Consider the following 17,265-nt stretch of genomic DNA (forward strand, 5'->3'; position numbering starts at 1 on the left):
GATCTGGGAGTACTCTTTTCAATTATCGGCTTTGTAGTTCAGACTGGAGCATCACCACCTTGTATAGCAGTAAGGTCTATGCAAGACCCCTAACCTGCCTGATGCATTATGCCTCTACATCAACGGCAAAGTGTACACAACAGCACTTCCTGGCTGTCTGCAGCTGCTAAAAGCGGGGAATTATGAGTCATTCATGAAATCTAAGCGAACAGGTTTCGTAGTTTATCAGTTACAATACGTACAACACTTGAACCGGTTATAAAATGAGTGGTTGAAAACAGGACGGAATACCGCGACGAGATGACTGATTAGGATGCATATAACGTTTGTGCAGACATCTGCTTTTGATTTTTAGCAGATCAATCTGCTCCATTAAAAATCGTTGACATAACATTTAGTGAGTAAAGATAATATGGGGGAGATATTCTGCTATGACACACGCAACCTCCTGAGTGCACGGGAAACACTGCGGTATCAAAATTAAGCCAGGATTTCAGGGCCGTTCCTGCTGACTCCATCCCTGAAAAAGATCCCCCTCTAAATGAAGAGACCCAATGGTACCTCTCAAACAGGATACCATATTTATATATAAACTATTTTAGAGCGCGATCTATTTAACCAGAGTGTTTTCAGATCTCTCCCCTGCAGGGCAAATTTTCCTGATGACACTGAAATGAACCTGGACACAGGCAAATACTCTAAGGAGCATCTTAAACGTGCGATTTATTAAATGGCTGAATCGATGCCTGGGCAAATCTCACCCTACTCCCAACCTTGAGTTTAACAGTCTGAGACAGGACCGAAACGCAGATCTGGAACTGGTCCGGCTTGAAGATCGAATTGTTCTCAATGTCTCTGCAGTCGTTGGTGGTGTCTCCAGCGATGTACTTGAGTTGAATCTGACGCAGGCAAACGATGAAGCCACTGTTTCTGTTGTCGATGGCGGCGCAACTCTTCAGGTTGACGACGGACAGGCAATGCCTGGTAGCATTCTGCAGTTTGACATGACGCAGATCTCATCGATTCTGGTAACAGGCACGGATCCTTCACAGACAGTCCAGTTTCTGGGACAGGAACCACTTGTCTTAACGGGTTCCATCGATCTCACAGGATTCACGGGTGACGTGAATATTGGAATTCAACTGCAGGTCGATCCCGGTACGCCCCCCCAGTTCAGCACGGATTCGACGGTCACTTACCTCGCACAATTTGAGCTCACGAACGATCAATTAAATGTGATTCTACCGAATCAACTGGATGCTGATGACGCATTCGTGGTTCAGATCAATGGTTCGAATCTGGAAATTCTGGACCCCGACCAGACGACTCCCCTGCTCTTCTCGACTCCGGCAGCAGGCGTGGCTTCAATCCATTTCTTTGGTTCAGATGGAGAATCGGATCTGCTGACACTGGATTACAGCAACCAGGAACTGACTGAGATCGCCATCATATTCGATGGGGGAACGGGGGGTAACGATGCGCTGGAATTCATGGGCGGTACCTTTGCGACTGTGACGCACAATCTGACCGGTCCCGGTTCTGGATCCATTGACATCAGTGGGAACGGGATTACCGAAATCAGTTATACCGGTCTGGAACCCGTTTTCGGCGGTGACAGTACTGCTGACAACATTGTCATCAATCTTCCTGCAGGCACGTTAGATGCCGTTCTGGAAGATTCCGTCATTCCCGGTGAGATGCAGATTCGCAGTGTATCTTCTGCATTTGAGCTGACGACGTTTGCGGTCCCTTCAGGCTCATTGACAATCAATACATCCGGTGGTAATTCAATCGTCACCTTGGATTCCTTTGACACAGACTTTGCCCCCACCAGTCTGATTCTCTCCGGCAACACTGGGGATACGTACCAGTTGACTGCCAGTGATCTGCTGGCAGATACCGTTTCCCTGACACTCGCTGGCGGAGCGACTCTGGATCTGGACAGCTATGATGAAACCGTCAACAATTTCATCCTGGAAGAAGGGACCGTCATCGCAACCACAGGTGTGCTGACTGCTCAGTCCAATCTGGACCTTCGCTCTGGAACAGTTCAGGCACAGTTGAGTGGAATCGATCTGGTCAAAAATGGTCCCGGAACTGTGATTCTGGATGCTTTAAATGGCTATACCGGCCAGACCATTATTAATGATGGGACCTTGCAGTTAGCACAGTCATATGCGATTCCCGGCTCTTCAGGTGTGAACCTCACCTCGATCACCAGTGTGCTGGATCTGGATGGATTGGAACTTTCAATCACTTCTCTGACAGGGACAGGCAGTGTTTTGTTGGGAGGAGCATCAGGAACCCTCACCGTTCATTCTCCTGCAGTCACTTCTGCAACGTATGCTGGAGATATCTCAGGCAATGGCAGTCTGATCAAAACGGGTGAAGGTGAATTGATCCTGTCCGGAACCAGTTCATATACCGGTTCCACAAGTGTAATCAACGGAACATTAATAATTGATGGCTCACTCACCACTGCTGAAGTGACGGTGGATGCAAATGCAGTGCTTGGTGGTTCTGGTGTTATCAACGCCGATGTGACTGTTCACAGCGATGGAAGCTTTACGCCTGGATCAAGCCCTGGATTCATCAGCACTGAGTATCTGACACTGGAAGCCGGTTCTGCACTGGATGTCGAAATCAACGGAACCACTGCTGGTTCAGAATACGATCAGGTACAGGTTACGGGCGAAGTCAACCTCACCGGTGCGAAGCTCAATATCTCCAGTACATTTACCGCGGCAGCGGGAACAGAATTTCTGCTGATTGATAACGATGATGTTGATTCTGTGACAGGCGAATTTGTCGATCGTGCGGAAGGAACCCTGTTTAGTTTTAACGGTAACCAGGTTTACATAACATACCAGGGAGGTGACGGGAACGATGTGGTCCTGATTGTGAACAGCCCTCCGGTTGCCGACAACCAGGCATTCTCCATTGATGAAAACACCAGCAATACCACATCGGTTGGAACGATTGTCGCTACGGATGTGGATGTGCCACCGGACAGCCTGACTTTCAGCCTTACGGGGGGAAGCGGTCAGACGGCATTTGACGTCAGTTCCACGGGTGAGATCACAGTTCTGGATCAAACACAACTCGACTACGAAACAGCGACTTCATATGAGTTGGAAATTCTGGTCACCGACAGTGCGGGTGCGACCGATACCGCCACTATTACCATTAATCTCAATCCACTGAATGACAACTCTCCGGTCATTGTCAATCAGATTCGCAATGTCGATGAAAATTCTGTCAATGGTACCAGTGTCGGTGCTGTGATCGTCGCCACGGATGAGGATCTTCCCGGTGATACGCTCACATTTACAGAATCCGGAGGCACTGGATCTGCCGCATTTGATATCACTTCCGATGGTCAGATTATCGTTGCTGACCAGAGCCTGTTGAACTTCGAAACCAATCCCACATACACACTGAATGTCATTGTTGATGATAATGCTGGTTCAACGGCAACCGCGACGATTACCATCAACCTGAACGACCTGGCTGAGACGCTGGTCGTCAATCCAACCGACTGGGCTGTGGACGATATTACCATCATCAGAGACGGCAGTCAGATTCAAATTCTGGAAACCGGAACTTCGAACGAAATTGTACCATCTCATGCGTTTGACAAAGTGACCGATGTGCAGATTACGGGAAATGGTAGCAATAATATTCTGCGAATCGAGTTGAGTGAAGCCGATATCGTCGCCACTGGTGGCATCAACTTTAATGGTGGTGCTGGCTCAAATACCATCGTGGCTCCCAACCAGGACAATGACTGGGAAATCGACGGCATCAATACCGGCAGCCTGCTTTCCGGAGCCGTTGTCTTCTCGAATGTGGAAAACCTGACTGGAAATGATGCCGCAGATACCTTTGCCATTCTTGATAGTGGGCAGATTGACGGGACGATTGCTGGTGGCGTCGGTTCTGACAGCATTGATTTTTCAGCGGTAACAGCAGCGGTGACGGTCAATCTCAATGATGGCAGCGCGACAGGAATTAATTTTGCGACCGGAATCGAAAAATACATCGGTGATGGTGCGCTCGACAAACTGACCGGTATTACCGCCGGAACGACCTACCTGATCGATGGCGTCAACCAGGGGAGCGTTGCAGGCATCGCGTTCGAAGCGTTCAATCACCTGGTGGGAGCTGCCGGGGTAGATACGTTTCAGTTCAGTGGATCGGGACAGATCACAGGCAGTATTGATGGTCTGGCAGAAAATGACATCCTCGACTATTCGAGTTCCTGGTTCGCATTAAATCTGGTTCTGTCTGCAACGGGTTCATCTAACGGGTTCTCCGGTTCAGAATCTTCCTCGTTAACTTCGTTTGATAATATCAATTCGATTACAGGCAGTACGGATACCGACAGCCTCACAGGCATTGATGCGACTGCTGCCTGGTCGATTGATGGAACCAACGAGTATACATCAACCAATACACTCAGCTTCAGCGGATTTGAGAATCTCTCTGGAGGCACACAGGTCGATACCTTCACGATCACGGGCAGTCAGTCACACAATCTGGCCGGTAATTCCGGGAACGATGTCTTTGCCTTTGCTGATGGAGCTACTCTGACAGGAACCATCGATGGCCAGGCCGGTTCAGACCGCCTCGATTATTCACTCTATACATCTTCTATTAATGTCACATTGACAGTTCTGGGATCGTTTGACGGTCATCAGGGAACTGAATCATCCATATCCGGTGGATTCGATAATATCAATCAGGTCATCGCTGGATCAGGAACCGCAGACCAGTTAACCGGTCGTAATGCAGCCGCCACCTGGTCGATAGGGACATCTAATAATTATGGCAGTACGAATTCCCTTGGCTTCTCCAGTTTTGAGCAGTTACAGGGAGGCAGTGAGTCGGACCTCTTCACTATCACAGGAAATCAGACGGTTGATATTAAAGCCGGTGCAGGGAATGACACGCTGCAGTTCAGCAATAATGGTTCAACTCTGAACGGGACATTTGATGGCCAGGACGGGACTGATCACCTCAACCTTTCCAGCTATACCGTGGATCTGGACGTCACGTTATCTGCACTCGGAGGTACAGATGGTTTTGACGGTACGGAAGCAAACAAATCTGTCACATTTGCGAATATTGACGAGATCACCGGCGGCTCAGGTACGAACTCGCTGACGGGTATCAACGGCGATGCGACCTGGACCCTGACCGGGGCCAATACTTACCAGAGTATCAATGCACTCGACTTCAGCAGTTTTATCAACCTGACTGGTGGAAGTGCTGCTGATATTTTTAATGTCACGCCGGATACGGAAGCCTACACAATTGCAGGCGGTGACCCCACCAGCAACCCACTCGGCGATCAACTCAATATTGATACATCGACAGTTGGTACCGCCGTGGTTTCCTCAAATGGGGATGGCTCTGGTTCGGTTACTGGAACTTTCCCCACAGTCGCTTACAGCGAAATCGAAAACTTTGCGATTTCCGGTGAAGTGGATATTCAACTGGATGGCAGTACCAACAACGATCAGATTGAAATTCTGGTTTCAGGTACCAATATTGAATACTACAACGGTGGCATTCTGATCGGTACCAGTACACTGACAGCCACTAACATCATCAACTTCAATGGTGGAGACGGTGATGACAGCCTGACGGTCGACACCGCCCTGGCAGCCGAAGGCATTGTGATCAATTATGATGGACAGGGGCAGATTACAAGTAGTCCTGGTGATGTTTTGAACCTCGTGGGTACCGCTGCATCCGTTGAATACTACTTCGCCGACAGTAGTTCCGGCAGTATTCAAGTCAACGGTTCCATGTCAGATTTTCTTATCTACAGCGGTCTCGAACCCATTACTTCCACCGTGATTACAACCAATGTCACTCTCAACTACAGTGGTGTTGACGAAACGATTACCGTTACAGACGCGGGCGGCGGACAGACTACGGTAGACTCGACAGCCGGCGAAATCATCACTTTTGCCAATCCGACGGGAACACTGACGATCAACACCGGTGCCGGCGAAGACATTATTGATCTCGATTCTTTATCCGCAAACTTTACTGCGAACCTTATTATCAACGGCGAGGGAGATGCTGATACACTCAACGCAAATGGTAGTATTTCACTGGATACAGGCAAGAACCTGGAATTCAACGTGGAAGACATTACCGTCGCCAACGGAATCACGCTGGCCGCCTCGTCCATTGCATTCAATGCGACTTCAGTCGAACTGGACGGCGATTTAGTCTCAACGAATGTTTCCGGTGATGCAGCAACGATCAATGTATCAGGGTCGGCTGGCGGAGCGGACCTGCAGGACGCAGTCGATATCGCCGGTGCAGGTGGTATTATCAATATTGCTGCCGGCAGTTACCTGACGAATGGAACTCTGGAAGTTGACGAATCGGTATCTTTGCTGGGCGCTGGGAAAGATGTTGTTGAAATTCGCAAAGCAGGTGCCCCTACAGGAACGTACGACATCGCTGTAAATGTTTCTGCGGATAACGTTACCATCTCAGGCGCGCAACTGGGCTGGGAAGTTCACACGTCCGCTACTGATTATCGGGGATATGTCCTGTATACATCAGCTGACTTCACGACACTGAATAATCTGCTGTTCGGCGATAATTACCGGAGTGCTGTCGTTTTTGAGGGTGCAGATAATCTGGAAGTCTCGGACTCGATCTTTGAAGGCATCTACGGACGCGCTGCAATTAGAGATGGAAATAGCGGCAGTGGCGAAAACTTCCTTATTACCCGCAATGAATTCCGTGAAGACCATTTCCGCTGGGGGCCGATCTCGATTGGACCACAGGGAACATTTGGAGATCCTTATAACAACGCATTCAGCGGTGTCATATCCTATAACTACTTTGGTAATGGCTTGATTGCCGGTGATTTCCAGGAAGCTGGAGACCAGAACTACACACTGACAATCACCAATGGTTCCATGACCGCAGATGGGATTGATATCGTCCATAACACGTTTGACTGGCAGGACTCCGCCGTTACCAATGGTAATGGTATCTATGCTCAACCAGGCGGCATTTATTTTGATCCTGCCCTGGCTGTGGCTGTGAATACGGTAAACATAACAGACAATATTTTTAATGGTTTCTCCTACGATGGACCGCAGCCGACAACCGACCCACTCTGGAATCCCGCAGGCGGCAAGTTTGGTGGTGCTCTGGAATTTGACGGCGTCGATGATTTTGGTCTGTTTCAGGATGCCAGTTTTGATGTTGGTACCGCGGGAACTCTCAGCTTCTGGGTTAATATGGATGACCAGGGCCGTCGCAACCAGTTCTTTGAAGGTCCCAACAATGGTGGTATGGAATTCCAGTACCGGTCCAACAGCGGAGGTCAGTTCTTCGGCAGCCCGAATCGCAACGACGGCAATGGAAACACGTATGTCATTCAAAATGGTGGTGCCGGAGGAACAACGGGAGTCTGGCAGAATATCCAGTATACCTGGGATTTCAATGGTGTTTCCGGCCCTGAAATGCACCTTTACATTGATGGCACAGAGGTCGGCTATCTCAGCGGAACTTACGATGCCGATCTGAGTCAGTGGACAGCCACCGTCAGTACGGTTAATGAGTTGATGAATGTGGGCCGTGACCCGGGTGACGTCACTCGCTTCTTTGATGGTCTGATGGATGATGTCGCCTGGTTCAATGAAGCTTTAGATCAGGCCGACCTCGATACCATCCGCACCAGTATTAATGGTGCAGCGGCACTCTCAGGTGATGGTCGTATGGTAGCGCACTGGGATTTTGATGAGACGACAGGCAATATTGCCACTGATAACGTCAGTGGTATCGAAATGCTGATATCCACCAATGGAATCGTGCCCTTTGGTCCGGAGTTCAAACCTGGAGAAGGTCAGTTTGACGGGGCCCTGGAGTTCGATGGTATCGACGATTTTGCAACTTTCCAGGATGCCAGTTTCGATGTCGGTTACCAGGGAACGCTCAACTTCTGGGTCAAAATGGATGATACCGGAAGACGGAACCAGCTCTTCGAAGGTCCCGAAAATGGTGGGATGGAATTCCAGTATCGTAACAATAGTGGCGGACAGTTTTATGGACGCACACAGGATGGCTCCGATTTCACAATCCAGAATGGTGGGCAGGGGAGTGCAGCGGGCGTCTGGACCAATATTCAATATACGTGGGACGCCGATACCGGCGAAATGCATATTTATATTGATGGTGTTGAGGATCCTTATCTTTCCGGCTTTGACGAAAACCTGTCTGGCTTTGACAGCACTCATTTCACAGATACGATCAACGGCCTGATGAATGTGGGACGGGATCCTGGAGACCCGGCACGTGCTTTCGATGGTCTGATGGACGACATCGGCTGGTTCAACGACGTTTTGTCAGAAACAGAACGCCTTGATATTATGAACAACAGCATTGGAGGCTCTGCTCTGAATGGTGATCCACGCCTGGTTGCTTACTGGAATCTGGATGATACCGCCGGTACTACCATCGCTGCTGGAAATGGTGGCACGACGATTCAACTCTATATTCAAGCAGAGCCTCCCCTGCCCCCGATTCAAGGCTTCGGAGTATTAGCTCCCCTGAATGCAAATGTCACTTACAACACATTCAATGGGAACGATCTGGATTCTAACGTCACCCTGGATGGGACTAATACCTTCGGTGACCCGCTGTTTGCCTATGCCAACGATCCGAACTACGTGCCAACCGATTCACTGGAAGAACAATTCACCATCGGCTTTGGCTCCGCGGCCGCCTATGGTTCTTCTGAATTTGACGCAGACACTAACACTACGACACCGCATATCGGAGCGTACCAGAATCCGCCGACACTGTACCCTGGAATTTACGGAACCGGTGATATCGTCGTCTACGGAACCGGTCAGGATGACCTGCTCGAAATTACTTTCACCAGTGAAAATGAAGCGACCTTTGTTTTAACCCGCGATGTTACGGGAACGCCAGTAATTCTGGACACGGTCGTTCTGAAAGATATTACTTCGATTACATTCAATGGGCTTGATGGGGACGATGTATTAGTCCTGAACCAGCCCGACAATGGATTTGCAAATCCATCAGGCGGTATTTTCTTTAATGGTGGTTCTCAGAATAATGACGGCAATTATCTGAATAATGCCACTGGAGGAGATACGCTGGTGCTCAATCATGCGGTTCCTCTGGAAGCGGATTCCGTCGCCTACGTCTTCACGCCAGATACCGTCCCGGCGGAGGGAGAAGATGGTGTTATCACAATTTCAGATGTCACCCTGAGCGATCTCACTACCACGATCAGTTTCACCGGCCTGGAACCGATTATAGATAACCTGCTGGTCTCTGATCGTGACTTTGACTTTACTGATGCTGATGAAATCATTTCTCTATCGGATGATGGTAACGCTGGAGATAACTATTCTTATATCGATTCCACACATAGTGAATCTGTACGGTTCTTGAACCCGACCACTTCCATCACGATTCGCACCGACAGTCTGGGAACTCCCGTCGGCGTTGACACCATTCAGGTAGACACACTTGACAGTATGTTCGACGCCAGCCTGACAATTCTGGCAGGTGCTGACGACTCAGTAACATTTCAGACAACCACGAACCTGGTAACCGGGAATCTGCTCATTTCAGCTGAGAGTGTCGACATACTCGCAGACATCTCTGCCGCATCTGTTGACATCAGCACCTCGGGGGTGACCAGCACAACATTCAATGGCGGTACCGTATCGACCACTGGTTCACAACTTTATAACAACGCAGTCAACTTCGTAACAAATTCTACCTTGACCAGTTCCAACGGGGAGACCATTGAATTTGTTTCAACCGTTGACGGCAGTATCGATCTGGTCATCAACTCCACCGGCTCTACGATCTTTGGGGACGTCGTTGGAAATATTCAGGCCCTCACCACGTTGACGACCAACACTGGCGGTATCACATACCTCAATGGTGGGATTGTAAATACGACCGGCAGCCAGATTTATAATGACGATGTCATCCTGGGAGAAAATACCGTTCTCACGAGTACTGCGACTGCAGATATCATCTTCAACATGACCCTCAATGGAACTTTCGCTCTCGAAATCAATACGGACAGTGATACCACATTTAATGGCACAGTTGGCAATGACAATGCACTCACCAGTCTGATAACGGATGCAAATGGCATCACGAATATCAATGGGGGGAGTATTGATACCATCGGGAGTCAAACCTTTAATGACGAGGTTCTGCTGGGTGATGATACGCGACTGGAGAGTTCTTCCAGTGGTAATATCACTTTCAATTCACTTTTAGATGGTTCATTTAATCTCGTTGTCAATACAGTAGGCAATACGAACTTTGAAGACATCGTCGGAAATACTGCTGCACTGACCAGTCTGACAACGAATACCGGTGGTACCACAAATATTGATGGCGGTATTGTCAGAACCACGGGATCGCAAACTTATCATGATGATATGGTATTGGGAGTTTCAACGGTTTTCACTTCTAACACCACAGGCGATATCACATATAATGCCTCAGTAACTGGCGGCGCTGGCATTACCGTGGATATCAGTTCAACCAATGACATCAACATCAACGGGGCCTTCACGACCGATGAATACATCTCAGCAACTGCCGGGAATGACATACTGATCACCGCCCTGGTTTCCAGTACTAATGGCCCCCTGACGTTCCTCGCCGACAATGATATTCATCTGACTTCAACTGGCAGTATTGTCGCCCAGTCCAGCAGCCTGATTACTCTGACGGCTGACAATGACAATTCCAGTGCAGGTGCAATTACACTCGACTCCGGAAGTTCCATCGAATCGCAGGGCGGACAGATTCTCATGTCTGCTTACGACGATGTCGCCTTGTCATCCATGACGACCACAGGAGGGCTCGTTGATATTACCTCCACGAACGGAGGCATCACTGACAATGACAGCACAGGCGTCGACAATGTTACCGCCAGTCAGTTGATCATGAATTCAAATCTAAGCATCGGGCAACTGTCTGATGCGATTGACACTTCCGTATCATTCCTTGAAGCCGATGCGGGGACAGGTGGCCTGTTCCTTGACAATAACGGAAATCTGACCATCGGGGGAATCAGTTCCCAGGTGGGGCTGGACGCCGACGTTGATATGCTCGTCAATGTCACGGGCACTCTGCACATCATAGAAGACACACAATCAACAACGGGCTCGGTCACCTTCAATGCGTCTGACACCCTGACCGTCGATGTAACGACGACCGTCTCGACCTTCAGTGCGGGTGTTTTATTACTGACGTCAACCCGCAATATTCAACTTAACAGCGGCAGTAATCTGAAGACGGTAAATGGTGGCATCACACTTCAAGCCAATACTGCAGGAACAACTTCTGGGGATTTTACCGGCATTGAAGCTGAAAATGCCAGTATTACAACATCAGGATCCGGTAGTATCAACCTGACTGGCTTTGGCGGGCTGGATGCTGGTACCAGTAATCACTACGGCGTGCATTTACATTCGGGAACAACTGTCAGTTCTACAGACATCGGCGTCTCAGCAGGGATCATTAACATCAATGGAACTGGTGGAACGGGTATCGACCAGAATTCAGGAGTCTATATTGAAGACGCAGGAACGACTGTAAAATCTGTAGACGGAACTATAGAGGTCACTGGTAACGCCAGTTCTGGAGTCGGCTTCCTGCTGGTGGATCAGGCGGAAATTGTCTCCAGTGGCACTGGTGTGAACGCAGCAGATGTCATCATCAACGGCACCACCTCTGCTAACCTGTCGGGGGTAGAGATCAACAGCAATATTCAGTCAACCGACGGAGCAGTGAGTATTACCGGAATCTCTACAGGCGCCGGTTCTGCATCTGAGGGAGTTTTAGTTCAGACGGCCGCAGGACAGATCATTTCTGTAAACGGAACAATCACGGTCGACGGATCTGCAAATGGAGATGACGGCATCGAAATCTCGGACAATGCTGTAATCTCCGCTTCGGGAACGGGTGACATTGAACTCCTGGGGAATTCCACCGGAACGGGTAATGGCATTGACTTTGATGCAACAATCAAAAGTAACACGGGTTTTGTAACCCTGACCGCCGAAGACGATATTCTTTTCGGCAGTGTCGCTTTGATTGATTCGACTTCAGGTACAGTGAAACTGATTGCCGATAATGCCGCCGGAAACAACGGAGACGTAATCTCCATGACCGATGGGGCTTTGATTGATGCCGGTACTGGAGACATCAGTCTGACCACAGACGGAAACGTGTTGCTGGCAGGTTTACTCACTACAGGCACGGTTAAGATTGATTCGCTTTCGGCCTCGATCCTCGATAATGGTGATACACACACCGACATTACTTCATCCATCGCCGTGCTTAACGCGGTAACAGGCATTGGAACCGGCAATCCACTGGAGACCGCCATCAGTACACTTTCTGCAACGGTGTCCGAAGCAGGAAGCCTGTTAATTGATAACAGTATCGCCATTGTACTGCTGGACCTGTCCACGTTTGACGGTGAAATCGTCATCAATTCGACAGACACGATCACGGCTACTTCTGTTGTCTCAACCAATGATTCAGACAACGACAATAATGATATCACCTTAACTGCCACAGGCAGCAGCAGCGATATTCTCGTCACCGCAATTACAGCGGTCGGAAATGCTGACGTAATACTAACTGCCGATGATGGAATTCTCGACACAGCGACTGATGGTAACCGGATTACTGCAGACGATCTGCAGTTAACTTCCAGCAGTGCAGGATTGACAGCCGACGGAATTGAAGTCGATACCGACGTCAACAGCATTACCGCAGAAGTAAATACCAACGCAGGAGGAATCCACATCGATGAAGTGGATAGCGTGACCTTGACTCAGCTCACCACTTTTGATGGATTTATTACTGTCAATGCAGCCGGAACCATCAATGCAGTCAATATAAACTCAGTCAATAGTTCTGCTTCAGACATCAACAATGGGATTGCACTGACGGCAACGGGCGTGGACAGTGATATTCTAGTCACCACATTAAATGCACAAAACACGGCCGACATCAGCCTGACTTCCGATCGGGATGTATTGGATTCAGACAGCAGCGACAGTAACCTGACGACAGGCGATCTGTTGACGATTGTCGCGGGTCGCAATGTGGGCGGAGTTACCAACGTCTTTACAGAAGCAGGCTTTGATCCTCTTCAGACGACTGTTGACCACATGGATATTACGAGTGGTAACTTCATCACTCTCCACAACCTGAATACCACACCAGAACTGCTCAACCTGGATGCGGACACCGTATCAGCCGGAACCACTTTCATTAAAGTAACTGGTGGAGCGATTGATGTCTCAACAACCACTGGCATCAGCAATACACAGGATACGATTGCGTTGGTCTCGGATGACTCTATTACCGTGCCAACGGGTTTGCAAACCGGAAATCTGCGACTGGATGCACCTGATATCATCGACGCCGGTGGTGGCGACATTGATATCAATGCCGTGGACGCAATCTTATTCCAGTCACAGTCAGCAGAAACAGTTAAGATCACTGCTCAAAGATTTGATGGCACAACAACCGGCAGCGAATTGATCATCAACAATGACTCCCCTGCCCTCGAACTGGTAGATATCAATTCCGATTCGATTGCCCTGCTCGGGGGAAGCGACACAAACGTTTCTCTCACATCAGTTGGCACTATCACGATCTCGAATCTGGTTCAGACCCAGGGAGCGGGTACTCTGTTCCTCAAAACTACAGATACTGCTGCAGATCTGGTTCTCGATGCGAACATTCAGAGTGAGACTGGCTTCGTCACCATTGAAACCGCAGATGATATCATTCTCAACGGCACAACAAATCTGACCAGTACATCAGGTAGTGTCTCCCTAACAGCCGATGCAGACGCTGGTGCGGGTGGTGGAATTACAATGAACGATGGTACGTTCATCAACGCTGGCGATGGAACCGTCAGCCTGGATGCCACCGACGACATTGATTTAAGCCAGATTACGACCTTAAACGCAACGGCTTCTGCAATTCGCATCGAAACGGATTCCAGCCTGATCGACTCGGGTGACAGCATGGGAGAAGACCTGATCGCCAATGAATCCGGCGCACTGGTTACCATTATTGCAACTCAGGGAGTCGGTAAAGTTGCAGATGCCAATCAGCATATTGAAATGAATGTTGACCAGATTAACATCGTCAACGCGACGGCAGGTGAAATCCAGATCATCGAAACCGATGCCCTGATCGTACATGACATAATCCAGTCGACAGCCGGCGATATCCGAATCCTCGCTGGCGGCGATGTAACCCTCACCGGATTTATCGAAACGGTTTCAAACGATGTGCTCATCGATTCTCAAGCGGCCATCATTGATCAGAACGATGGGCTGCCCGACCCGCTCAATATCCGTGCCGCCAGCCTTGATCTCAACGCAGCTACGGGAATCGGCATAGGTGACACACTTGAATTCAGTGTTATGACATTTTCGGCTGATACAACGACAGGCGATATCCTGCTGCATAACACGGCATACACAGCCGCTACGGCAACAAGTCTTTCGACGGCGGCAGGGAACTTAGAACTGGAACAGATCGGGAATGAGTCTCTGACAATAGACTTTGCGTCTACCCTTGATGGCAACATAATCGTTTCCAATACCGGTGATGCGCAGACAGATCTGCTGACACTGACTTCGATAGCAGCCGGCGGCACGACTCCGGAAATCACAATTTCAACGGTGGGATTGGGTCATATTCTGTTGGGTTCAGTTACTGGTCTGGACGGGGTCATTGCGATCACTTCAGCTGGTGAAATCAATGATGCGGTTGATGATCAGGGGGCTCCAGAAATCGATGTCGATGCCACCGGCGGATCAATCACCCTGCAAGCGGAAAATGGAATTGGTAATGCAGATCCCGTTGAAATTTCCGGCGGTACACTCTCTGTTAACACTACAACGGGTAACATTGATCTTAGTAACACTTCTTCGACCGAAACTGGCGATGTCAGCTTTACCCGCCTTACCACAGGTTTGGGAACCATCGATTTCCAGCAAACTGGCGGCAGGCAGGCGACATTTGAAGAAGTAGCAACAACCGATTCCGCAATCACGATTATCAGTGACGGATCAATGCTGTTTGAAAATCCGGGAATTCTGACAAATGTTGTATCAACGGACGGGTCAGGCACCATCGCTGTTACTGCAACTGGTTTAAATTCCTCAATACAAGTTAACGATGGGTTCAGCACCGTCGGGGGAACGATTGACCTGACAGCACAGAACAGCTTGAATTTCGGTGATGAAGGCGATATCAGCTCCGTCAATGGCCAGATCACATTACTGGCCGATTCTGCCAGTCTGGGAGCGGGCGGCGGTGGCATCAGTCTGTCTGACGGCACTGTCTTTGATGCAGGAACCGGTACCCTGGATTTACATGCCGGTGATAACATCGACGTCGGTCAGTTAATCACAACCACCTTTACCCGGCTCACGAGTACAAACGGTGGCGTAACCGATTCCGGCGATACAGGCGGCAGAGATATCACTTCCAGCCAGTTAGTGATCAGAACTGCAACAGGCGCCGGGTCAGCTAATTCTATTGAGACCGCCGTATCTCTCCTGGCAGGAATTAATACAGATGCAGGCAGCATTCAGATCAATAACAATCTGGGAGGCGGATTATTAACCATTGGCACCGTGGATGGTGTTGCTGGAATCACAAACTCAGCCGATACACCGGGTGATATTATCATCTCGAACGCGAGCCCGCTGACCGTCGATTCGCCAGTTACCAACAGTTCTGGTGGAAATATTGATCTGGAATCAACAGGGCCCGGTGATTTAACGCTGAATTCACCTGTCCGGGCCTTCGGCGGAAATGGGAACATTAATGTCGAGGCTGGTGACGGTATCCTGGATATCAACGATACGGGAAATACGTCCGACTACAGCGTAGCAGGTACCGGGATCTTTTCCGGGCATGGAACCAGTGGCGTTTCTATTGATTCGAACACGACTCTGAATTCACAGACCGGTGCCATCGCAGGCTTACCTCCTGACTTACGGAATATCATGACCCCACAGATTCTGCCAACGGGTGTAGGCACCGTGACGGGTGACTTTGGGCGTTTCTCAGAACAGAACTTCTACATCACCATCGACTGGGGTGATGGTACCATTGAAACGTTCAACTTTGATAACCCCGGTTCATTCGAATTTCAGCATACTTATGCCGGAAATCCGAACTCACAAAACCCGGCAGCAGATATTCCTATTCTGGTCACGATGCAAGGCGATAAGCAGTTTACCTTCTCTGACGGAAACAACAGCCTGGATTTCACTGTCGAATCCGGGTTGCTGGAAACTCCCGGTGAAGGACTCGCGACTGTTGCGATTGACACGACTCCGCAAGTGCCACTCCTGATCTTCCCTCAGCAGGAAGTGATTCTCGATTCCACATCAAATTTCCAGAGTATCTTCACAAACAAAGATACACAGCTGATCGATGCCGCAATTAACGAAGCAAATAAAAATGCGGAACGCCTGGTCTTTTTGAGAATCCTGGCACCCAATGGGGATCTGATCGAAGATGTTGCTCTGCAGGAATCGGATCTGGACAATCTGCCGAAATTGTTCCAAACCCTGCCCGACGGGCGCTATCAGATCTATCTGAAAGAAGCGGGAGAAGAACGGGTTCGTCTGCTGATGGATGTCGATATTCGTAACGGCAAAGCCAGTGATGTTACAGAGGAACAGTCTGCTCCTCCAACCGAACCAGATCCCGGCAATGACACTGATCAGCAGGGCATGAGTCAACTGAATACGGAAGATCCCCTTTCTGAGGCACTGCGACAGATTGAGGAAATGGTGACCGTCATCCGTGCCGACAGTGAAATTTCCGATTTCATGCAGAACTGGTTCCCCTCTGAATCAACTTACCTGGAGGGAGCAGCTGAGTTTCCTCGTCTGGATTCGAGCGAAGTTATGCGGGAATTCAACAAACTGAACACTCGGGCCGATCAGCAGCAGACAATCGGCAGCGAGCAGGCCTGGAGTAGCGCGGCCCTGCTTTCAGGTTATTTTCATGGAAAATCATTATTAAAGAAGCCGGCAACAACCAATGAGCGAGATACAGCGCTCGAGAAATATGGTAACCGCCTGCTGAATCGTCGCTACAATATTTATCGTAATAATCCCTGACGTCAGCATTTGCTGAATTCGTTCCTGTTATAGAGAAATC

General features: G+C 49.4%; 1 protein-coding gene. It reads left to right on the forward strand.

Features of this window, described 5'->3' with window-relative positions; genetic code table 11:
* The first annotated feature begins 716 nt into the window (after positions 1-716).
* Positions 717-17,225: a LamG-like jellyroll fold domain-containing protein gene (locus GmarT_RS14860; RefSeq protein ID WP_002643728.1), complete on the forward strand. Its 16,509-nt coding sequence runs from the start codon at positions 717-719 to the stop codon at positions 17,223-17,225.
* The last annotated feature ends 40 nt before the right edge of the window (positions 17,226-17,265 follow it).

It is taken from the genome of Gimesia maris, from assembly GCF_008298035.1.
GTDB lineage: Bacteria > Planctomycetota > Planctomycetia > Planctomycetales > Planctomycetaceae > Gimesia > Gimesia maris.